This is a genomic window from Geminicoccaceae bacterium (assembly GCA_020638465.1).
GTDB lineage: Bacteria > Pseudomonadota > Alphaproteobacteria > Geminicoccales > Geminicoccaceae > JAGREO01.
On record JACKIM010000003.1, the window covers coordinates 92,601 to 113,146 of the forward strand.

A 20,546-nucleotide genomic window follows, 5' to 3' on the forward strand; every position below is an offset into this window, starting at 1 on the left:
ACTGCAAGGCGGGGCCATGTGCCGGCCTCGCCGCTTCCATGTTTCCGGTGTGCAGGGAGAGAGCCGATGGACCGGCCACCCGCCCGATACGGCTTCGAGGGCGTGCTCGCCTCGCTGGCCTTCATCGCGCTTTTGAGCGTGCTTCTCGTCCAGATCCTCGGGCGCACGCCGCTGTTCAATGGACCGGTGTGGACCGAGGAACTGGCCCGCTGGATCTGGGTATGGATGGCATTCTTCGCCATCGGCGAGGCCGAGCGCACGGACAGCCAGTTGCGCATGGACTTCCTGGCGGGCTTCCTCCCGGAGATCGTCAGGAGAGCCGTGCGGATGATGATCGACATCGTCTATCTCGCCATTTCCGGACATCTGGTGTGGATCGCATGGAAGACCGTGCTTCGCACGTGGAATAACGAATCGGTGACGCTGCCGCTTTCGGATGCGGCCATGTATGCCGCGGCCCTCGCAGGTTTCGTCTTTGTCGTCCACCGTGTCGTCCGCCGGCTGATTCGCGGCTGCCGCCGACCCTCCTCCGCCGAAGGGATCCGTTCATGATCCTCGCCACCGTCGCCCTCGGCTGGCTCCTGCTCGTCCTTGTCGGCGTCCCCATCGGCGTGGCCATGGTCTTCGTCTCGATGGGCTACTTCTACCACAGCGGCCTCGGGCTGATGTTCGCGGTGCAGCGCATGGCCGACGGTCTCAACTCGTTTCCGCTGCTGGCCGTGCCGCTGTTCATCCTTGCGGCGGCGATCCTCAATTCCGCCGGCATCACCAATCACCTGTTCGGCTTTGCCCGCGCCCTGGTCGGCCACATTCCGGGAGGTCTGGGACATGTCAATGTTCTCGCTTCGTTGTTTTTCTCCGGCATGTCCGGTTCGGCCATGGCCGACGCCGGCGGGCTCGGCAAGATGGAGATCGAGGCGATGCGCAAGGCGGGCTATGACGACGAGTTCTCGGGCTCGGTGACAGCCGCCTCGTCGATGATCGGCCCGCTGGTGCCACCGTCGATCACCATGGTGCTCTACGGCGTGATCTCCAACACCTCGATCGGGGCCCTGTTCATGGGTGGCGTGATACCGGGGGTGATGTGCGCCGCGTCACTGATGGTGATGGTCTACGTCCTCGCCCGCAGGCGCGACTACCCGCGCGATCCGAAAAGCAGTGCCGGCGACATCGGCAGACTGTTCATCCGCTCGCTGCCCGCCCTGCTGACACCGCTGGTCATCATCGGCGGCATCTTCTCCGGTTTCTTTTCACCCACCGAGGCGGCGGCCATCACCGTGGTCTACGCCATCCTCATCGACCTGGTCTTCTACCGCGAGCTCACCTGGCGGCGGCTGTGGGATGCCATCTACGAAACGTCGGCCACGTCGGGTGCCATAGCCACCATCATTGCCGGGGTCAGCCTGCTCGGTTTCGTGCTGGCCCGAGAACAGGCGCCGCAATACATCGCCTCGCTGTTCCTTGCCATCGCCGATGGCCCCGTGAGCTTCCTCATCGCCGTCAACCTGATGATCTTCGTGCTCGGCGCCTTCATCGAATCGCTGGTCATCCTGCTGATCGTCGTGCCGATCCTGGTGCCCGTGGCGCTCGGTTTCGGCATCGACCCGATCCATTTCGGCATCATCGTGGTGCTCAACCTGATGATCTCGATCCTCACGCCACCCATGGGCATGGCCCTGTTCGTCGTTGCCCAGGTGGGGAATATCCCCTTCCAGAAACTTGCCCGCGGCATCCTGCCCTGGCTGATCCCGCCCGTCGTCGTGCTGGTGCTCGTCTGCACCTTCCCGATTCTCGCGACCGGCCTGCCCAGCCTGCTGCAATAGCCGGACGGACGGGCCGGGCATCCCGGAAAGCCGCCTTCATCGCCCCTTCTCCCCGGGAGCTGCCGTGCATTCCGCCCGCGCGAGGGCCGCGATCCCGATAACTCCCGCATCCGCGCCCAGGGCCGCCGCGACAAGCGACGGCCGCAGCCGGTCCGGGCGGGCATCGCACTGCCGGCGCAGGCGCTCCAGATAACCCCCGGCCATGCCGACACCGCCGCCGATGACGATGACCTGCGGATCGAAGGCCAATTGCAGGTTGCAGCAGAGCAGCGCCACATCGACTGCCGAAGCCCGCACGACCGCCTCCGCCCAGCTTTCGCCCGCCGCACAGGCCGCGAAGATCGCGGGTGCGCGCAGATCGTGCCCCGCCCGCCTCGCCGCCGCCTCGATGCCAAGCCCCGAAGCCCTGTCCTCCAGGCGTGCGCCGACGCCATCGATCGCCTGCCCGAAGCTCCCGGCCACACCGCCACGGCCGACAAGCAGCCGGCCATGGGTCACGACCCCGCCGCCAATGCCGGTGGAAACGGTGAGGAATACCATGTCGCGCCCCTGCCCCGCGCCATGCAGATATTCCCCCCACGCAGCCGCCTGCGCATCGTTGGCGAGAACGGGCCGGCAGCCGAATGCCGCACCGAGCCGGTCGGCCAGTGGATAGTGCGGCGGTATCGCCAGCGTACCGGTGTTGAGCGGCGACCAGCAGCCCCCGGCCACCACACCCGTCACCGCACAGCCGATCCCGTCATAACGGCCCTCCCAGCCTTCGACCGCCCGGACGATCTGTCCGATCCACTCCTCCGGGCCGGTCTCCCGCCGGGTCGCCATGACCCTGCGCTCGACGACCGTTGCCCCATCGACGAGACTTGCCAGGATTTTCGTCCCACCGATGTCCAGCGCCAGGATCGGGCTCATGCTCCGGCAATCGCCCGCGCGAACCATGAGGTGACATGCTCAGGCCGGGTGATCGCCGATCCGACGACCACAGCACCGGCACCGGCCCTGATCGCCGCCGCCGCGTCGACCGGCCGGTGATAACGCCCCTCGGCCAGTGTGAAACGGCCGAGCCCCGCCAGTGCGCGCACCAGTTCCAGGTCGGGATGGTCCGGAACCTCCCCGCCCGTGTAACCCGACAGCGTCGACCCCAGTATCCGGCATCCGAGCGCAGCCGCCCGCTCGCCATCCGCCAGAACCGCGCAATCCGCCATCGCCTGCGCGCCAAGCCCATGGACGAGCGCCACCAGCGCCTCGACCGGCTCCGGGCGAATCCGGTCCGTCGCGTCGAACGCGACGATGTCCGCCCCCTCACCGACCAGCCCGCGGACATGATCGGACAGCGGCGTGATCCGCACCGGACTGTCGTCGAGATCGGCCTTGACCAGTCCGATGACCGGTGCATCCGTCACCCGGCGCACCGCCCGCAGGTTGGCCAGCCCCTCGATCCTCAACCCATGCGCACCACCGTCGAGTGCCGCAAGCGCGAATGCCGCCGTGACCTCGGGACGATCCAGCGGCCCGCCCGGAACCGGCTGACACGATACCACCAGCCCGCCTGCCAACCGTTCGATCACCCCCGACATGTCCCCTCCGTGAAAATCCCGCCCGCATTGTCTTCGCCCCCCGCGCGAACCGCAAGGGGCTTCGGGGAGGCAGGGAAGAAGCCTCCAACCCCACTATTTTCACTGTAGAATAACCCCGCGCGAAGGCGTCAGGGGATGCCGGAGAGCGATTTGCCGAACACGGGGTGGGGTTTGCACACCGGCAGCGGCCGCCTCGCTGGCACGGGCGGCGGCGGCAGGTCGGGGAAATCGCCGGGCGGCAGCGCGCGGATGAGGCGCAACTCGTCCGGCGCGAAGATGGCGAACGCTCCCGCCTGCGGGGTCGTCATCATCGCGTCGAGGATATGCTCGTGGAGACTTTTCAACAGGCGGGACCGTCCCCTTGCGCGGAGCCTTTCCTCCTCGCCACGGGATTTCCTCGCCCTTGCGGGTTTCGCCGCCCCGGGAGTGTCCTCCGTGAGCGACCATGGCACCGGGCAGACATCCGGCACATCGATCCCTCTGGCCACCGACTTCAGCAGCGAGGTGATGACATTCCCCATTCCCCTGCGTCCGGCACGATCCAGCCATGCCCTTTCGGCACCATCCGCCGATGCGACGGATTGCGCCAGGGAGTTGTCCTGCAACCGGCGGAACCAGTCGCGGGAGTGGAACAGCAGCAGACGGTGGAGGATCGCCCGGAGGCCATGACCACCATGTGGGGATAGTCCCGCCCGCATCGCCGACAGGACACCTGCCACATGCGGCAGATGTTCCAACCCGTCGACCTCCGCCACATCAAGCCGGACCGCCGGCCCCGCCAGCACCCCGCGCCGCCCGGTCGCCACCAGCCAGCACACCTTCAGGAAACGAGGCGCGCCCCAGCGAAAGACCCGGCCGGCGAGTTTGCGCGGCAATATGGGGGGTGTGGGAGAGGTGTGGGACATGGGGGGAGGTTATGATGCAAGGGCAGTGTGAGAGTCAAGGAATATTTTCTTATATTTTGCAACATTCCGCATGTCGCCGTCTCACATGCCTGCACGACCGGACGGATCCTCTCCAGCACCGCCGGCGCCAGGTCATGGAGCCAACGGAACTTGCGGATATGTAACTTTTTCAATGGATTGAATCCATTGACTTTAAAGGATTTCCGTCCGATTATCGAACAAGTTTCTCCCCAAAGGTGCCGATGCCGGAACTGGCCATCATCGCGGATGATCTGACGGGCGCGCTGGATGCGGCGGCGCCATTCTGTGGCGTGCCGGGCGGGGTTGTCGTTGCGACCCATGCAGGGGCGCTGGCTGCTGCCCTGAAGGCTGGCGCGGGCGTGGTTTCGGTGTCGACCCGGTCCCGCGAGATTCCCGGGGACGAGGCCCGCCTGCGGGTCGCGGCCATCCTCGAAGCGCTTCCGTCCGGCGTGCGTATGTTCAAGAAGATCGACTCCCGGCTCAAGGGCCATATCGGGGCCGAACTCGAACCGTTCGGACCGGTGCCGTTCCTGGTTTCGCCGGCCATTCCCGATCTCGGCCGAAGCGTTGTGGACGGGCATCTGCAGGGCTTCGGCGTGGCCGAACCGATTGCGATCGCCCCCCGGCTGGGAGGCGCGGCCGGGCGCGCCATCATCCCCGACGCGCGGTCGGACGCGGACCTTGAGGACGCGGTGCGACAGGCGGTCGATCCTGCCGTCCTGGTCGGCGCGCGCGGTCTGGCCCAGGCGGCCGCAAGGGTCATGGGACTGGAGCCGGCACTGCTGTCCGCGACGCCCCTGCCATCGCCCATGGGTATCGTCGTCGGGTCCACCGATCCGATCACCCTGCGTCAGGTCGCCGCCCTGAAATCGGCGCACGGCGACCTGGTGCCGGTCGAGGCACCGTCGGGGCGGGTCGGTCCGCCGCCGGCAGCACCCCTGCCGCCGCTGACGCTCCTCCAGGCCGTCGCGGGTCCAAAACGGGCACCCGCCGCGGTCGCGCGCGATTTCGCCGATGGTGCAAGGGCATGGCTGGCACCGATGCGGTCCATGCTGCTGACCGGCGGGGCCACGGCCGAGGCGTTGCTCGATGCGTTGGGGATCGACGTCCTGACGGTCGAGGGCGAGATTTTGCCGGGCATTCCGTGCTGCCGAGGCGGCGACCGGATCGTGATGACCAAGTCCGGCGGTTTCGGTGGCGCCGACACCCTTGTCCGGCTCGCCGGGCGACTGGCCATGCGGAAGGCTTAGTTCATGGTGCTGCAAGCTCACGGCAAGCCCGGCAGGCGCCGGAATCTCGGCGATATCGTGTTCGACAGTCTCGCGAGTTCGATCAAGTCGGGGGTCTATGAGGTGGACGAGCGCCTGCCGACCGAGCAGGATCTGGCACTCGAATTCCAGGTGTCGCGACCGGTGGTCCGCGATGCGTTGCAGCGTCTCCGCGACCAGGGCCTGATCTATTCGAGGCGCGGGGCAGGCAGTTTCGTGCGCAATGCGGGCCTGCGCAAACCGCTGGGCTTCGGGCAGGTCGAGAGCATTGCCGACCTGTCCAGCTGTTACGAATTCCGCATCACGCTGGAACCGCAGGCCGCGGCTGCCGCCGCCGAGCGGCACAGTGCCGACGGACTGGCGGCGATCGGCGGCGCGCTCGACCTGATGCGGGATGCAACCGACCGGCAGCGGCACCGCGAGGATGCCGATTTCGCCTTTCACAATGCGATCGCCCATGCCGGCAACAACCCCTATTTCGCCACCGCGATGGAAGCGCTGAAGGATCACATCGCGGTGGGCATGCGCTTCCACGGCCAGTCGCTGAAGATGGCGCCGGGCGGGTTGATCGAGGTGTATCGGGAGCACAGGGCGATCTTCGAGGCGATCCGGGAGCGCGATGCCGGCCTCGCACGCGACCTCATGCGCAAACACCTGGCCGGATCGCGCGACCGGCTGTTCGAGGGGCGCAGGATCTGACCGGGAAAGGTCGGAGCGTTTCCCGATCAGGTGAAATCGGAAAACTGGCTCTATCTGTTTGTTTCGACGCATTTCCTGATCATTCAGACTATTCCGCCTGAACGGGAAACGCTAGAGCGCCGCGCGGTAGATGGCTTCGATATCGCCGCTGCTCATGTCGCGCGGGTTGTTGTCCATCAGCCTGCGGATGGCATGCGCTTCCCCGGCCCAGGAGCGCAGGTCGCCCTCCCTGACGCCGTGAGCCGCGAGGGACATGTCGATGCCGAGCCGCGAGCAGTAACTCCGGGTCAGTTCCAGGATGCCGTCGGCATCCTCCGCATCCGCCAGACCGAGTGCCGACATGATCTCGGCGGTCTTTTCGGGACGCGCCTGCGCGTTGAAGGCGAGGACATGCGGGAACAGGAGCGCCACGCTGAGCCCGTGCGGCAGCCCGGCATGGGTGCCGAGCGGATAGGCAAGCGCATGGCCGGCGGCGGTGTTGACCGGACCGAGGCACAGGCCGCCGTAGAAGGAGGACAGCGCCATGCCGGCACGCGCATCGGCGTCCCCGCCATCCCCGCAGGCACGTTCGAGATAATCCCCGGCGAGCCGGATGCCCATGCGCGCATAACCGTCGATCAGCGGATGCGCGTTGATGTTGGTGAACGCCTCGACGCAATGGGCCAGCGCATCCACTCCGGTGGCGGCCGTGACAGCCTGCGGGACGCTCATCGTCAGTTCGGGGTCGAGCACGGCGAGGTCGGCCAGCATGAGCGGGCTTTCGACCGCCAGCTTCGAATGGGTGTCGCTGGAGGTCACGAGCGCGCGGATGCCGCCCTCGGAACCGGTCCCCGCGGTCGTGGCGACCTGCGCCAGGAGCGAGCATTTCCGCGCCACGCGGTTCGGTCCGACGACATCCGCAAGCGTCTGGTCGCCGTCCCAGAGCACCGCGACCAGCTTGGCGACATCCATCACCGAACCGCCGCCGAGCCCGACGACCAGGTCGGGGCGGCATGATCTCGCCACGTCGATGGCGGCGGCAAGATCGGTGTCCTTCGGTTCCGGCGCGACACCGTCGAACACCGTCACCTTCCCCTTGAGGCCAAGCCTGTCGACCATCGGCCGGGTCACGGGCTGGGCTATGACCAGCACCCGGGCATCGTCATCGGCCCACTCGCCGACCCGTGCAGCGGCACCGGTGCCGATCTCGATCCGCCGGGGCAGGTGCAGGACGATGGCGCGCGAGATATTCATGTTCGTTTTCCCTTCAGGCATCGAGCCTGTCCATCCGGTCCCAGACGTCGCGGCACTCGGTCTCGTCCAGTTCGACGAGCGGCGGCATCGGTCTCAGCCAGCCCGGGTGCCCCTTGGCATGGGCCAGCATCGCCTTGATCGTGGGCAGCTGGACATAGGTGTTGGAAAGGGTGCGCCAGGAATTGATGCGATCCTGTGCCGTCTCCACTTCGGCGGCCCTGTCCGGGTTCCGCCAACCGTTCCAGACCGCACGCAACGCATCCGCCCGCAGGTTGGAGGTCGAGGTGATGCAGCCGGCGCCGCCCATCCGCAGCAGCGGCAGCATCAGCGGATCGGCTCCGGACAGGACCCCGAGCCGGGGAAAGCGTTCGCACATCGCCTTCATGTTCTCAAGCTCGCCCGAGCTGTCCTTGATGCCGCAGACGATGCCGGGAAACGCGTTCAGCAGCCGGTCGATGAGGGCATGGGTGATCGGCACCTGCGTCACTTGCGGAATGTGATAGAGGACCACGCGCAGGCGATTGTCGCCGACACCCTCGATCACGTCCGCGTAGAAACGGAACAATCCCTCGTCGCTGACGCCCTTGTAGTAATAGGGCGGCAGCAGCACGACCCCCCTGGCGCCGGCATCGACCGCGTGGCGGCTCAGTTCGACGGTATCGGCGATCACCGGGGTCGAGGTGCCGGGAAGAAGCGTATCGGCGGGGATGCCGCTTTCGATGGCGGCCTCGACGAGCGACTTGCGGTCCGCCATGCTGAAACTGTTGGCTTCGCCCGTGGTGCCGAGAAGCGCTATGCCATGGCAGCCCTCGTCGAGAAGCGCTCGGCAATGATCGGCGAAAACCGGCAGGTCCGGCCGGCGGTCAGCGGTTATCGGCGTCGCGGCGGCACAATGGACACCCTGGATCGCGTGGTTCATCGTCCGCGGCCCGCGGCGAGGCGACGCGCATAGGCGATGGCCTTGTGCAGGTTGAGATGGCTGGCTATGCCCTTGCCGGCGATATCGAAGGCCGTGCCGTGATCGACCGAGGTACGGTCGATCGGAAGGCCGAGCGAGACATTCACGGCCGTGTCGAAGGCGACCAACTTGACCGGGATATGCCCCTGGTCGTGATACTGTGCGACCACCAGATCGAATTCACCGGAATGGGCACGGTGAAAGAGGGTGTCGGCGGGCACGGGCCCCTGCACGTCGATACCATCCGCCCGCGCCGCCAGGACGGCCGGTGCAATGCGGGTCTCGTCCTCCGTGCCGAACAGCCCACCCTCGCCGCAATGCGGGTTGATCCCGGCGACCGCGACACGCGGTGCATCGTATCCCAGCCGCCTGAGATGGTCGCTGCCGACGCGGATCGTGGCCAGAACCGATTCCGTCGTGGCCCGTTCAATCGCATCGCGCAGGCTGACATGGGTCGAGTTGTGGATCACCTTGAGCCGGTCGGAGGCAAGGATCATCCAGGCTTTCGGCGTGCCCGTGAGCGAGGCGAGCATACCCGTGTGACCGTCATAATGATGGCCGGCAGCGTTGAGCGCCGCCTTGTTCAAAGGAGCGGTCACGATGCAGCCGATGTCACCTGCCTCGGCGGAGCGTACCGCCGCCTCGACGAACCTGAAAGCCGCATCGCCGGCACGCGGATCCGCCTTGCCGAACGGCAGTGGTGCACCCTCCACGGGAATGTCGGCGATGCCGATGCCGTCCAGGTCCAGATCCGATCCGATGGCGGTCCGTGCCGCTTCCAGCGTCGCCCAGCAACCGAAAACACGGGTCGCCGCGCGTTCGTCCGCATCCATGTCCGCCAGGGCCTTGAGGATGATCTCGGGGCCAACGCCCGCCGGATCACCCATGGTTATGCCAATCATCTCGCTTCCAGCCATTCGGGTGACAATCGCACGTGCCTGATGGCACGGCGGTGATAGGTATAGGCCAGATCCAGCGTCCCGTCGTCCTGCTGGACCAGCGAGGGATAGGACATCTCAAGATTCCTGCCATCCACGGAATTGTTGCTCAGACAGGTACCCGGCCCATCCTCGACAAGGACCCGTGTACCGAAACTGCGTCCCTCGTCGTCCGACAGGCAGAGCGTCATCGGCGCCCGCGGCACGCCCCAGACCGGGTTGCAGCCCCCCGATGCGTTGGGGCGCTCGTCACCTTCGCCAAGCTCGTCATACAACGAGGCGCGACGGGCCTCGGGATGCATTGCCGCATTCACCGGATTGCAGGCGATGGCGATGCGTCCGTCATGCAGCCGGATCGCCGAGATCGAGGAATTGTTGTTGGGTACATCGGTAGGCTGGGGAGCGGTCCAGCTTTCACCACCATCGCGGCTTTCCGACCGGTGCACGAAATCCGCCTGCCTGCGCCTGTAGAATGCGGCGTAGCGTTCGCCACCCAGCGACACGAGCGTCATGTGGACCGAGCCGATCGATCGAGGCACGTCGACCTCGCGCCAGCTTGCACCCGCATCCTCGCTGATCGCGAGCGCTGCCGTGTCATGGCTTCCCGTCCAGCGCTCACCGGGGCGCGACACGCATCGAAAGAGAGGCAGCAGCCACGCGCCATCGTCGCGCACGGCCAGCGGGCCGCGAATGAAGGTGCCGGCCGGCAGGTCCAGATCGCGAGGAGACCGGCCCACCTGCCGCATCCGCACGACACAGGCATCCTGGTTGCCACCGGGCTGCGCCGTGTGGAACAGCAATGGCGGTCCGCCAGGCACCTGGAACTGCACCGGGTTCTGCTCGGACCGCTCGCGATCATCGGTCAGCCGTTCGGCGGGTGCCCACCCTTCTCCCGCCAGGGTCGATCGCCATATCGAAATATCCGACTTGCCCTCCAGCGAACCGCCAAACCACAGGCATTGCAGGCCGTCGGCGCCGACATTGAGGAAGGCGGCATGGTTCTGGATGCAGGGCGACGGCAGCAATGCCTCAAGCCGGCCGCGCCCGTTCCCCCGCAGCAAGCCATCCATTCCGGTCGAGATTTCATCAGGCGTCATCACATGCACGAATCGAACTCACCCGCTCGGATACAGACAGACTGCCACATCTCACCCCGAAGACAAGTTGTCAAGTTGATAAAAGAAAAATCCACGCCTGTCATTTTTAGAAAACTATCATAACTAACTGTTTTTTATCATTATTTTTATTATGATATATATGGCTTCATTTCAACGTGAAATATCATTTGACAAATTTCGGCACTTAAAACACCTTGATGCGGCACCGAGGAAAAGCCGGTGTCCGGGGAGTCGGGACATTCATGTCGCTGAATGCATGGACAAAGAGCGAGGATCGCGCCGCCTACCTGGGCGTTGGCCTGATGGCGATCGTCTCTGGCATGATGGCCATAGATTCCGTGATCGTGCGCTACCTTTCCCCCGAGGTCCATCCGTTCACGATGGGGTTCACGCGTGCATGCTTCGGGCTGCTCGCCGTCTTGCCCTGGATCGTGCGACGCAGGGACATCCTCTCAACCAACTTCCGCTTCCGCCATTTCCTGCGCGCCGTGCTGAAACTGGCCGCGCTGATATTGTTTTTCTTCGCCTTCGCGTCGGCACCCCTGGCGGATGTGACGGCAATCGCCTTCACGTCGCCCATCTTCGTGATCCTTGGCGCCTGGCTGTTCCTGTCGGAAAGTCCACGGTTCATGCGCATCGTCGCCGTGATGATCGGATTTGCGGGCGTGCTCATCGTCCTGAGGCCGGGACAGGCTGCCGGCATCCCCGCGGGGCTGCTGTTCGCGCTGGCAGGAGCACTGCTCACGGCGGTCATCCAGCTGATCCTGAAGGGCATGGCGGCGCATGATTCGACCGAGACGCTGGTTGCGTGGAATCTGATCCTGACCGTGCCGATCGCCCTGATCCCCGCATTGTTCGTGTGGTCGCCCCTGGCGCCCGGACAATGGGCGCTGCTTGCCTTCCAGGGGATTATGGGCGCCTTCAACATGATGCTGGCAACCAAGGCGTTTTCACTCGCCGAAGCCTCTTTGATAGCACCCGTCGACTTTCTGCGCCTGCCCTTCGTCGCGTTGCTGGGCTATCTGATCTTTGCCCAGACCGTCCCGGTTTCCACCTGGATCGGCGCTGCGCTGATTTTCGCTGCCACTCCACTCATGGCGCGCAGCGCGCGCCGCAAGACGGCCGTCCGGGCATGAGATCCGGCATCTCACATATCGCGATGTCCGTCCGTGGTGCCGAGCGCCGCCAGGATCGTTTCGCGGACCTGGACATGCAAGGGCGTGCTCCGGTTGGGCGCGATGTTGAGATAGAGCGTCGAGCTGAATTCGGACGGGATATCGACGGGCAGGAATGCTACATTGTCCATGCCCATCGACATCGCCGACCGGGGGACAAGCGCGATGCCGAGCCCGACATTGACCAGTGCCACGATGGTCTGGGTCTGGCTGACCTCCTGCACGATGTTCGGTGCGATGCCAACAGAGGAAAACAGGGCGCGATGGGTTTCGCGAAGAAAGCCGCCGCGTTCGGCGGAAAAGCCGACGAAATCCTCCCCGTCCAGTTCGGAAACGTCGATGGTGCCGGCATTGTGCAGCCGATGCCCGCCGGGTATCGCCAGCACGAACGGCTCGCGCACGACCTGGATACTCTCGATTCCCCGTTCGCTCCCGGAAGTGCGGGTCAGTCCCAGATCGAGCCGGCCCGAATGCAGGGCCTCGACGATCTCGTAGCTCATCATCTCGATCGGGTCGAACCGCATTCGCGGCATCCGCTCCTTCAGCGCCGCCACGATCCGCGGAACGAACTCCAGCGCCGCGGAGGGAACAAAGCCCATGGCAACTGTCCCGACCTCGCCGCGCTCGGCCTGCCGTGCGGTGAGAACGGCATACTCGGCACGCTGGAGAAGGTCCGTGGCGCTGTGCAGGAAGCTGACGCCTGCCGGAGTGAGCCTGACGGACCTGTTGTTGCGTTCCAGCAGGGTCAGCCCGATACGGGCCTCAAGCAGCCTGATCTGCCGCGACAGGGGCGGCTGGGTCATGTTCAGGCGGGAGGCCGCGCGGCGGAAGTTCAGTTCCTCGGCAACCGCGATGAAACAGCGAAGCTGGAAAAGCTCGAATGTGCCCTGGGCCATTGGAGACATGCTCACAGGATTTCACATGCAGCACCATGATCCAATATTTGGATCATTTCAATCCAAGATTGGAATATACAACCGGGTGTCAGAAGGTACCCTGTTCCCCAATTCCACGATGGTGGCAGAATCCGTCGCGGAAAGACCGGCAGTCGCGGCAGCGAATGTCAAGAACCTGTACATGGGAGGAGAAACATGACTGCAAACCTGGGCCGCGTCTCGGCGGCCTTGCTTTTCACGACCCTTGCCGGGCATGCCCATGCGCAGGAATCCGTGACCGTCGTCCTTTCGGAGGAACTGGAAAACGTCGAACCCTGCATGGCGTCGAAGTCGAACATCGGCCGCGTCATCCTGCAGAACGTGTCCGAAACCCTGACGGAACTGGTCCCCGGATCGGGCCTGCAGCCGCGCCTTGCCACCAGCTGGGAGGACATGGGTAATGGTACGTGGCGTTTCCACCTGCGCGAGGGCGTGACCTTCTCCGATGGCACCGCGCTCGATGCCGGCGACGTCGTCTTCTCGCTGGAGCGCAACAAGTCCGACAAGTTCGTCTGCGAAATCGGCGCCAAGTATTACGGCGGCTTCGAGCTCTCGACCAATGTCATCGACGATGTGACCGTCGACATCACCAGCGATCCGGCGCAGCCGATCCTGCCGCTGCTGATGTCCACGCTGACGGTCCTGCCGTCGGAAACCGACACCGAAGCCTTCGTCGACCATCCGATCGGCACCGGCCCCTACACATTCGATGAATATGCCCGTGGCCAGCACATCAAGCTGAGCCTGCGCGACGATTACTGGGGCGATGTACCGACGGTGAAGGACGCCACCTACGTGTTCCGCTCCGAGAGCGCGGTAAGGGCCGCCATGGTTGCGGCGGGCGAGGCCGACATCGCGCCGAACATCGCGTTGCAGGACGCCACAGATCCGACCATGGACTACTCCTATCCGAACTCCGAAACCGTCTACATGCGGATCGACAACAATTCCGTCCCGACGAACGACGTGCGCGTGCGCGAGGCGTTGAACTATGCGATCGACAAGGAAGCCTTCATCGGCACCATTCTTGCCAATGGCACGCTGCTGGCGACCGGCATGGTTCCGCCGTCGACCATCGGCTACAACCACGACCTCAAGCCCTATCCCTTCGATCTCGAGAAGGCCAAGGCACTGCTGGCCGAAGCGGCGGCCGACGGCGTTCCGGTGGACAAGGAAATCATCCTGATCGGGCGGCTGGAGCAGTGGGCCAATGTCACCGAGACAATGGAAGCGCTGACGGCCATGTGGCAGGATGCCGGCCTCAACATCACGCTTCAGATGGTCGAGACCGCCGAGTGGAACGAATATTACAGCAAGCCCTTCGTCGAGGGCGGGCCGTTCATCGTCGGCGCGATGCATGACAACGCCAATGGCGATCCCGTCTTCTCCATGTTCTTCAAGTACGCATCCGATGGCGCACAATCGGGCGTGACCGATCCCAAGCTCGACGGGATGATCGCCGCCGCCACCGCTGCCACAGGCGACGAGCGCGAGAAGCTCTGGGAAGACACCTTCGCCTACATCTTCAACGATGTCGTTGCCGACGTGTTCCTGTGGCACATGGTGGGCTTCACCCGGGTCAACGAGCGACTCGACTTCAAGCCGACCATCAAGACCAACTCCGAGCTGCAACTGGCGCAGATCAGGTTCAAGTGAACACAAAGCCCGAAGGCGGTCGATATCGCCTTCGGGCTGTCTGGACGGCAGGGAGCCCGTTCAGTTGCGAAGCTGGAGCCGCGCACCGGCCATTTCCGGTCGGGGCGCGTTCCGGACAGTGGGAAGAGCGCATTCATCGAAGGGAGTTCCCTTGATCGGATGCGCAACTTCAGGGGGCGAGGTCATGAAGGCATTCCTGGGCAAGCGGGCCGTTTCCAGCGCCATATCGCTGATCGGCCTGATCATTCTGGTCTTTTTTCTGTCACGACTGACCGGCGACCCCACCAATCTGTATCTTCCCGTCGATGCCTCGCTCGAAAGCCGCGAACGGTTCCGTGAAATCAACGGGCTGAACGATCCGTTGATCATGCAGTTCTTCCGCTACGTGAGCGATCTGGTCCATTTCGACTTCGGCATGTCGATCCGCAGGTCCGAACCTGCGCTCGATGCGGTGCTGCACGCCTTCGTCTGGACGCTGCAACTTGCGGGCATCACCATGTCGCTGGTGACGATTCTGGCAATCATCGTGGGCAGCCTTGCCGCGTTCCACGTCGGCGGCATCTTCGACCGTATTGCGACGTTCTTCTCCCTGATCGGTGCCAGCGCGCCAGACTTCTGGATCGCGATTGTCGCCATCGTCATCTTCGCGGTGAAGCTGGGCTGGGTGCCGACTTCGGGTACCGGAACCGTCTGGCACTGGATATTGCCCATCGCGGTCCTCTTCATCCGGCCGTTCGGCCTGATCGTGCAGGTCGTGCGTGGCTCGATGATCACAGCACTCAGTTCGGCCTATGTGAAGACCGCCCGCGCCAAGGGCGTGAAGAACCACCCGATCATCTTTGTCCATGCCCTACGGAACGCGATGCTCCCCGTCATCACCGTCATCGGGGATCAAGCCGCGGGTCTTCTGAACGGAGCGGTGGTCGTGGAGACGATTTTCGGCTTCCCGGGCATCGGCAAACTCATGATCGACTCGATCCTGCAGCGAGACTTCGCCGTGGTGATGGCGGCCATCTTCGTGACGGCTGTCGCCATATTCGTGATGAACATCCTGATCGACATCCTCTACGCGGTGCTCGATCCCCGCATCAGGTACTGATCCATGAGCGTGTCCGACCAGATCGTCATCCGCGATGCTCCCCCTGTGTGGATAAGCATCGGACGCATGCTGTGGCGCGACAAGTTCGCCCTTTGCGCCGCGATCTTCCTTCTACTGGTGGTACTTTGCGCGCTCTTCGGCCCGATGCTGCTCGAAGGTATCGCGACAAAGCAGAACCTTCGGGGCCGCAACGCGCCGCCATTCGATTTCTCGCAGGCCTGGACCATGTGGCTGGGCGGTGATGCCCTGGGTCGCCCACTGCTCGCCCGGATCATCGTGGCCGCCCAGAACACCATCATGGTCGCCGCGGGAGCCGTGATCTGCTCGATGGCGATCGGGACGACCCTGGGCCTGATCGCCGGCTATTCGTCCAAGACGGCCAGCCAGATCATCATGCGGCTGGCCGACATCATCATGTCCTTCCCTTCGCTTCTGCTTGCCGTGATTGTCCTGTACATGCTGGCACCGTCGGTCGGGAACCTGATCATCGTCCTGGCCATTACCCGGATCCCCGTCTACCTGCGCACGTCACGTGCGGAAGTGCTGGAGGTGCGCGAGCGCATGTTCGTGCAGGCGGCACAGGTGATGGGCGCATCCACGAGAAGGATCGTGTTCCGTCACATCCTGCCGGTCGTCTTCCCGACGCTCGTGACCATAGCGACGCTGGATTTCGCCTTCGTCATGCTGGCCGAAAGCTCATTGTCCTTCCTCGGCATCGGCATCCAGCCGCCGGAGATCACCTGGGGCCTCATGGTCAGTCAGGGACGCCCCTACCTCACGACCGCATGGTGGCTGTCCTTCTGGCCGGGTCTGGCGATCATCCTGACCACGCTCAGCCTGAACCTGTTGTCGAACTGGATGCGCACCGCGCTCGATCCCGTGCAGCGGTGGCGACTGGAAGTTGCGAGGAAGAAGAATGACTGATCATCTCCTCGAAGTCCGCGGTCTTTCTGTCGACTTTCACACCGCGCAGGGCACGGTGCATGCGGTTCGCGATGTCAGCTGGTACCTTGATCAGGGCGAATGCCTCGCCATCCTCGGCGAGAGCGGGTCGGGCAAGTCGGTGTCGGCCAGCACGATCATGAATTTGATCGATTGTCCCCCAGGCGAGATCATCTCCGGCGAGATCATATTCGACGGACAAAATGTCCTGGCGATGAGCGACGAGGCGCGCCGCGAGCTGAACGGCAAGCGCATCGCGATGATCTTCCAGGATCCGCTCAGCCATCTCAACCCGGTCTACACCGTTGGCTTCCAGATCGAGGAGATGATGACCGCGCACGGAATGCCGAAGGAGCAGGCCCGGGCAAGGTGTCTGGAACTCCTGGAAAGGGTCGGCATTCCCGAATTCCAGAGCAAGATCGACGCCTACCCGCACCAGTTCTCCGGCGGGCAGCGGCAGCGGATCATGATCGCGATGGCGCTGGCACTGAAACCCGACATCCTGATCGCGGACGAGCCGACGACCGCGCTGGATGTGACCGTTCAGGCGCAGATCCTTGCACTTCTGGAGGAATTGCAGCAGGAAACCGGCATGGGCCTGCTGTTGATCACCCACGATCTGGGCGTGGTCGCCGAAACAGCGGACCGTGTTGTCGTCATGAATTCCGGCCAGATCGTCGAAACCGGCAGTGCTGCCGAAGTCTATCGCGCACCAAAACACCCCTATACGAAAAAGCTGATCGGTGCGGTTCCGGGAAGCGGCGACATGGCCCCGCCTCTCGATACCGGCATCAAGCCCATTCTGGAAATCAACGGCCTGTCCAAGCATTTCGGCGGTTTCGTCGCCCTTGAAGACGCAAGCCTGACAGTGCTGCCCGGCGAGACCGTCGCCATCGTCGGCGAGAGCGGGTCCGGCAAGTCGACACTGGCGAAAACACTTCTGCGGCTGGAGGAAGCGACATCAGGCGAGGCGCTGTACAATGGCCGCGACCTGGTCAGCATGCCCGCTGCCGAGCTCTTCGAGCTGCGCCGTGAAATCCAGATGGTGTTCCAGGATCCGACCCAGTCGCTGAATCCGAGGATGTCGGTCCATGACATCGTCTCCGAGGGTTTCGCCATCCATCCCGACATCCTGCCGAGGGCGAGATGGCGCGAGAGGGTGCGAGAGCTGCTGGAGCAGGTCGGACTGGAAGCCGGGCACATGCATCGCTATCCGCACCAGTTCTCCGGCGGACAACGCCAGCGTATCGCCATCGCCCGCGCGCTCGCGCTGGAACCGAAGCTGATCATCTGCGACGAGGCGGTGTCAGCCCTCGACGTGTCGGTGCAGGCGCAGGTGATCGACCTGTTGACCCAATTGCAGCGGGACATGGGACTAAGCTATCTGTTCATCGCCCACGACCTGCCGCTGGTGAGGGATTTCGCTCACCGGGTCGTGGTGATGCAGGGTGGCCGGATCGTCGAACAGGGGCCGGTGGCCGAGATCTTCGACCATCCGCGCATGGACTACACCCGCAATCTCATGGCGGCCTCGCTGAGTCCGGACCCGGATATCCAGGCCGAACGGCGTCGTGAGCGGCAATGACAGGAACAGGCTCAGGCATGGCCCGGCGTGATGTCCTTGTCATGTATCCGCTGCGGTCCAAGGCGATGGCGCAGCTGGAAGCTGCCTATACGCTGCACCGCTATGACGAGGCAACAGACAAGGATACCCTGCTGAGCGAGATCGGTCCGGCCTGCGAGGCCGTCGTCATCAACGGTCATGCGGCGCTCACCGTCGACCACCTGCAACATCTTCCCAATCTGAAGATCGTCGCCTGTTCCTCCGCCGGATTCGAATCGATCGATGCCGGCGCGCTGAAGTCGCGTGGTATCTGGCTTACCAACACTTCCGACGCCCTGCTGGATGACGTTGCCGATACCGCGCTGATGCTGACGCTCGCGGCGCGGCGCCAGCTCGTGACCGCGCATGACTATGTCCGCTCGGGCGACTGGAGCCGCAAGGGCATGTATCCGCTGTTGTCGTCGATGAAAGGCAAACGTGCCGGAATAGCCGGCCTGGGCCGGATCGGGATGGCCATAGCCCGGCGTCTCGAACCGCTGGGCGTCGACATCGGCTATACCGCCCGCAATCGGAAACCGGTCGGCCATGCCTATTTCGCCAATGTCCGCTCACTCGCGGAGTGGGCCGATATTCTGATCGCGATCCTGCCCGGAGGCAGCGAAACCGAGGGCATGATCGACCGCGAGGTTCTCGATGCTCTCGGCCCGGATGGCACGTTCATCAACGTGGGGCGGGGTTCGGTGGTCGATGAACCGGCCTTGATCGCGGCACTGTGCAGCCGCAGGCTCGGCAGTGCCGGGCTCGATGTCTACAAAAACGAGCCCGATCCGGATCCGGCGCTGACAATGCTGCCGAATGTCACGCTCTATCCGCACCATGCGAGCGGCACGGTGGAATCGCGCGACGCCATGGCCCAACTCGTTGTCGACAATCTGAATGCCTTCTTCGATGGCCGCCCGTTGCTGACACCGGTCCATGGGATACCCTGACATGACGGGAAAGAGTAGTGGCCATGCAATCGTCACGGGATGCAGTTCGGGTATCGGACGGGCGATTGCCGACAGGCTTCTTGGCGACGGCTGGCGCGTGACCGGAATCAGTCGTCGCGATCCGGGCATCGACCGGGAAGGTTTCCGCCATGTCGCCGCGGATCTGAAAAATGCCGAAAGCCTGCAGGCAGCCATGCGACAGGTGGAAAGGTGTGACGCCCTGATTCATGCCGCCGGCGTTCTCCGGATCGGTTCGATCAGCGAGATTGATCATGGCGATGGCGACCGGATGTGGCGCCTGCATGTCGAGGCCGGCGCAAGGCTGGTCCAGACGCTGGCGCCGGACATGCCCGATGGCGGGCGCATCGTATTCATCGGCAGCCGCGTCGCGACGGGTGCCGCCGGCAAGGCCTACTATGCCGCTTCCAAGGCTGCGCTGGAAGGACTGGCGCGCTCCTTTGCCGCCGAACTGGCTTCGCGCGGCATTACCGTCAACGTCATCGCTCCGGCCGCGACGGAAACACCGATGCTGGCCGATCCCGAGCGCGAGGGCCTGCCGCCGAAATTGCCACCCATGGGCCGCTTCGTGCAACCGGATGAAATCGCCGCCCTGGCGGCGTTCCTGCTCTGCGACGAGGCCGCAAGTATCACAGGCCAGCGCATAGTGGTTTGTGCAGGATCGTCACTGTAATTACCAAGTTCCAGGAATGGCTGGCGGATATCCTGCCGCACTGAAAATGCCTCAACGGATTGGACCCGGTCATGGGTCGAAACCACGAACCACCCTGCCCTTTCGAAGCGATCTTGATTTGCCTGCGACGTTCAGGACGATTCAAGCTGTCTTTTCATCTGCTGGCGCATCCACATCGTGGCTCCGGCACTGTAGCCGCCGTCGACAGGAATTTCAGCACCGGTAATGAAGGATGATGCATCACTGGCGAGGAATAATGCCAATTCGGCACATTCGCCCGGCGTGCCCGAGCGTTGCATCGGAATGCTCGCGCTGCGCGAGCGGATCAGTTCGGTTGAAGCGCTGGCGAACAGCGCAGTTCCCTCGATCTGGCCGGGATGGATCGAATTGACCCGGATATTCCAAGGCGCATATTCAATGGCCGCGGTCTTGGTCAGCCCGCGCAGGCCCCATTTGCTTGCGGTGTACGCTGCATCGTAATGCGCCATCAGTCCGGCCACCGACGAAATATTGATGATGGACCCACCACCACTGTCACGGATCACCGGCGCTCCCAGTTTCATTCCGATCATCGGCCCGGTGAGATTGATGGCGAGAGTCCTGCTCCACGTTTCCATCGATGTTTCGTCAAGTGTCTCGCGCGGAACGACTCCCGCATTGTTGACGAGGATGTTCAGTCCCGCAAACCGGGCCTTCGCCGTGGCGATCACATTCTTCCAGTCGTCTTCATTCGCCACATCGTGATGAATATAGACGGCCTTGCGTCCTTCCAGGACAATTTCTTCGGCAAGGGAACGACCGTTTGCGTCATCGATATCCGTGAGGATAACCGCAGCACCTTCGTTCGAGAACAGACGCGCCTCCGCAGCCCCCTGCCCATTTGCGGCCCCGGTGATCAGCGCGACCATTCCATCCAGTCGACCCATCCTTTATCTCCCGATTGTCCCGACCGAAAAAC

20 protein-coding genes are annotated in these 20,546 nt (G+C 64.0%); 11 read left to right on the forward strand and 9 right to left on the reverse strand.

Annotated elements, in window-relative coordinates; all coding sequences use genetic code 11:
• The first annotated feature begins 66 nt into the window (after positions 1-66).
• A complete protein-coding gene (locus H6851_20060) occupies positions 67-552 on the forward strand; it encodes a TRAP transporter small permease subunit (protein ID MCB9945903.1) in 486 nt (161 codons plus the stop codon).
• The gene (locus H6851_20065) at positions 549-1,823 is read left to right on the forward strand and encodes a TRAP transporter large permease (protein MCB9945904.1); all 1,275 of its coding nucleotides are present in this window, start codon (positions 549-551) and stop codon (positions 1,821-1,823) included. The genes H6851_20060 and H6851_20065 overlap by 4 nt, the downstream gene beginning before the upstream one ends.
• Positions 1,824-1,859: 36 nt before the next feature.
• Here the strand turns inward: H6851_20065 and H6851_20070 are convergent, their stop codons facing one another.
• The 3 genes from H6851_20070 to H6851_20080 form a co-directional block, all read right to left on the reverse strand.
• Entirely contained in the window at positions 1,860-2,732 is an 873-nt protein-coding gene (locus H6851_20070; GenBank protein ID MCB9945905.1) for an ROK family protein, read from the reverse strand.
• Positions 2,729-3,397, reverse strand: a complete 669-nt coding sequence (locus tag H6851_20075; GenBank protein MCB9945906.1) for a putative N-acetylmannosamine-6-phosphate 2-epimerase — start codon at positions 3,395-3,397, stop codon at positions 2,729-2,731. The genes H6851_20070 and H6851_20075 overlap by 4 nt, the downstream gene beginning before the upstream one ends.
• A gap of 128 nt (positions 3,398-3,525) precedes the next feature.
• Positions 3,526-4,302 carry a hypothetical protein gene (locus H6851_20080; GenBank protein ID MCB9945907.1) on the reverse strand — a complete coding sequence of 259 codons (777 nt, stop codon included), beginning with the start codon at positions 4,300-4,302 and terminating at the stop codon, positions 3,526-3,528.
• Between the two features lie 242 nt (positions 4,303-4,544).
• On the opposite strand from H6851_20080, the gene H6851_20085 reads away from it, so the two are divergent.
• Together H6851_20085 and H6851_20090 are read left to right on the forward strand one after the other, a co-directional pair.
• The gene (locus tag H6851_20085) at positions 4,545-5,573 is read left to right on the forward strand and encodes a four-carbon acid sugar kinase family protein (GenBank protein MCB9945908.1); all 1,029 of its coding nucleotides are present in this window, start codon (positions 4,545-4,547) and stop codon (positions 5,571-5,573) included.
• A 3-nt stretch (positions 5,574-5,576) separates the two neighbouring features.
• On the forward strand, positions 5,577-6,290 hold the full coding sequence (locus H6851_20090) for a FadR family transcriptional regulator (protein MCB9945909.1): 714 nt from the start codon (positions 5,577-5,579) through the stop codon (positions 6,288-6,290).
• A gap of 111 nt (positions 6,291-6,401) precedes the next feature.
• Here the strand turns inward: H6851_20090 and H6851_20095 are convergent, their stop codons facing one another.
• From H6851_20095 to H6851_20110, 4 genes are read right to left on the reverse strand one after another with little or no spacing between them, the layout of a single operon-like run.
• On the reverse strand, positions 6,402-7,523 hold the full coding sequence (locus H6851_20095) for an iron-containing alcohol dehydrogenase (protein ID MCB9945910.1): 1,122 nt from the start codon (positions 7,521-7,523) through the stop codon (positions 6,402-6,404).
• A 13-nt stretch (positions 7,524-7,536) separates the two neighbouring features.
• The gene (locus tag H6851_20100) at positions 7,537-8,442 is read right to left on the reverse strand and encodes a dihydrodipicolinate synthase family protein (GenBank protein ID MCB9945911.1); all 906 of its coding nucleotides are present in this window, start codon (positions 8,440-8,442) and stop codon (positions 7,537-7,539) included.
• Entirely contained in the window at positions 8,439-9,398 is a 960-nt protein-coding gene (gene pdxA / locus H6851_20105; protein MCB9945912.1) for a 4-hydroxythreonine-4-phosphate dehydrogenase PdxA, read from the reverse strand. Before pdxA ends, H6851_20100 begins: the two co-directional genes overlap by 4 nt.
• Positions 9,380-10,516, reverse strand: coding sequence for an exo-alpha-sialidase (locus tag H6851_20110; GenBank protein MCB9945913.1), 1,137 nt, complete (start codon positions 10,514-10,516; stop codon positions 9,380-9,382). The genes pdxA and H6851_20110 overlap by 19 nt, the downstream gene beginning before the upstream one ends.
• Positions 10,517-10,839: 323 nt before the next feature.
• Here H6851_20110 and H6851_20115 point away from each other — a divergent pair, with 323 nt between their 5' ends.
• A complete protein-coding gene (locus tag H6851_20115; GenBank protein ID MCB9945914.1) occupies positions 10,840-11,673 on the forward strand; it encodes a DMT family transporter in 834 nt (277 codons plus the stop codon).
• An 11-nt stretch (positions 11,674-11,684) separates the two neighbouring features.
• Here the strand turns inward: H6851_20115 and H6851_20120 are convergent, their stop codons facing one another.
• Complete coding sequence (locus H6851_20120) at positions 11,685-12,608, reverse strand: LysR family transcriptional regulator (GenBank protein MCB9945915.1); 924 nt, start codon at positions 12,606-12,608, stop codon at positions 11,685-11,687.
• Between the two features lie 195 nt (positions 12,609-12,803).
• Here H6851_20120 and H6851_20125 point away from each other — a divergent pair, with 195 nt between their 5' ends.
• From H6851_20125 to H6851_20150, 6 genes are all read left to right on the forward strand, one after another.
• On the forward strand, positions 12,804-14,303 hold the full coding sequence (locus tag H6851_20125) for a peptide ABC transporter substrate-binding protein (protein MCB9945916.1): 1,500 nt from the start codon (positions 12,804-12,806) through the stop codon (positions 14,301-14,303).
• Positions 14,304-14,487: 184 nt separating this feature from the next.
• A complete protein-coding gene (locus tag H6851_20130) occupies positions 14,488-15,402 on the forward strand; it encodes an ABC transporter permease (GenBank protein MCB9945917.1) in 915 nt (304 codons plus the stop codon).
• A gap of 3 nt (positions 15,403-15,405) precedes the next feature.
• The gene (locus H6851_20135) at positions 15,406-16,326 is read left to right on the forward strand and encodes an ABC transporter permease (protein MCB9945918.1); all 921 of its coding nucleotides are present in this window, start codon (positions 15,406-15,408) and stop codon (positions 16,324-16,326) included.
• Entirely contained in the window at positions 16,319-17,929 is a 1,611-nt protein-coding gene (locus tag H6851_20140; protein MCB9945919.1) for an ABC transporter ATP-binding protein, read from the forward strand. The genes H6851_20135 and H6851_20140 overlap by 8 nt, the downstream gene beginning before the upstream one ends.
• 17 nt (positions 17,930-17,946) lie before the next feature.
• A complete protein-coding gene (locus H6851_20145) occupies positions 17,947-18,897 on the forward strand; it encodes a 2-hydroxyacid dehydrogenase (GenBank protein ID MCB9945920.1) in 951 nt (316 codons plus the stop codon).
• Positions 18,884-19,588, forward strand: coding sequence for an SDR family oxidoreductase (locus H6851_20150; GenBank protein MCB9945921.1), 705 nt, complete (start codon positions 18,884-18,886; stop codon positions 19,586-19,588). The genes H6851_20145 and H6851_20150 overlap by 14 nt, the downstream gene beginning before the upstream one ends.
• Before the next feature lie 131 nt (positions 19,589-19,719).
• On the opposite strand, the gene H6851_20155 is transcribed toward H6851_20150, so the two are convergent.
• Positions 19,720-20,514, reverse strand: coding sequence for an SDR family oxidoreductase (locus H6851_20155; protein ID MCB9945922.1), 795 nt, complete (start codon positions 20,512-20,514; stop codon positions 19,720-19,722).
• Between the last annotated feature and the right edge of the window lie 32 nt (positions 20,515-20,546).

Bases quoted from the DNA above. Each gene is read 5' to 3' on its own strand.
- H6851_20115 (MCB9945914.1), top strand. From the start codon at position 10,840: ATGGCGATCGTCTCTGGCATGATGGCCATAGATTCCGTGATCGTGCGC.
- H6851_20150 (MCB9945921.1), top strand. From the start codon at position 18,884: ATGGGATACCCTGACATGACGGGAAAGAGTAGTGGCCATGCAATCGTC.
- H6851_20080 (MCB9945907.1), bottom strand. From the start codon at position 4,302: ATGTCCCACACCTCTCCCACACCCCCCATATTGCCGCGCAAACTCGCC.
- pdxA (MCB9945912.1), bottom strand. From the start codon at position 9,398: ATGGCTGGAAGCGAGATGATTGGCATAACCATGGGTGATCCGGCGGGC.
- H6851_20085 (MCB9945908.1), top strand. From the start codon at position 4,545: ATGCCGGAACTGGCCATCATCGCGGATGATCTGACGGGCGCGCTGGAT.
- H6851_20120 (MCB9945915.1), bottom strand. From the start codon at position 12,608: ATGGCCCAGGGCACATTCGAGCTTTTCCAGCTTCGCTGTTTCATCGCG.
- H6851_20125 (MCB9945916.1), top strand. From the start codon at position 12,804: ATGACTGCAAACCTGGGCCGCGTCTCGGCGGCCTTGCTTTTCACGACC.
- H6851_20090 (MCB9945909.1), top strand. From the start codon at position 5,577: ATGGTGCTGCAAGCTCACGGCAAGCCCGGCAGGCGCCGGAATCTCGGC.
- H6851_20145 (MCB9945920.1), top strand. From the start codon at position 17,947: ATGGCCCGGCGTGATGTCCTTGTCATGTATCCGCTGCGGTCCAAGGCG.
- H6851_20095 (MCB9945910.1), bottom strand. From the start codon at position 7,523: ATGAATATCTCGCGCGCCATCGTCCTGCACCTGCCCCGGCGGATCGAG.
- H6851_20065 (MCB9945904.1), top strand. From the start codon at position 549: ATGATCCTCGCCACCGTCGCCCTCGGCTGGCTCCTGCTCGTCCTTGTC.
- H6851_20135 (MCB9945918.1), top strand. From the start codon at position 15,406: ATGAGCGTGTCCGACCAGATCGTCATCCGCGATGCTCCCCCTGTGTGG.
- H6851_20130 (MCB9945917.1), top strand. From the start codon at position 14,488: ATGAAGGCATTCCTGGGCAAGCGGGCCGTTTCCAGCGCCATATCGCTG.
- H6851_20140 (MCB9945919.1), top strand. From the start codon at position 16,319: ATGACTGATCATCTCCTCGAAGTCCGCGGTCTTTCTGTCGACTTTCAC.
- H6851_20110 (MCB9945913.1), bottom strand. From the start codon at position 10,516: ATGACGCCTGATGAAATCTCGACCGGAATGGATGGCTTGCTGCGGGGG.
- H6851_20155 (MCB9945922.1), bottom strand. From the start codon at position 20,514: ATGGGTCGACTGGATGGAATGGTCGCGCTGATCACCGGGGCCGCAAAT.
- H6851_20060 (MCB9945903.1), top strand. From the start codon at position 67: ATGGACCGGCCACCCGCCCGATACGGCTTCGAGGGCGTGCTCGCCTCG.
- H6851_20100 (MCB9945911.1), bottom strand. From the start codon at position 8,442: ATGAACCACGCGATCCAGGGTGTCCATTGTGCCGCCGCGACGCCGATA.
- H6851_20070 (MCB9945905.1), bottom strand. From the start codon at position 2,732: ATGAGCCCGATCCTGGCGCTGGACATCGGTGGGACGAAAATCCTGGCA.
- H6851_20075 (MCB9945906.1), bottom strand. From the start codon at position 3,397: ATGTCGGGGGTGATCGAACGGTTGGCAGGCGGGCTGGTGGTATCGTGT.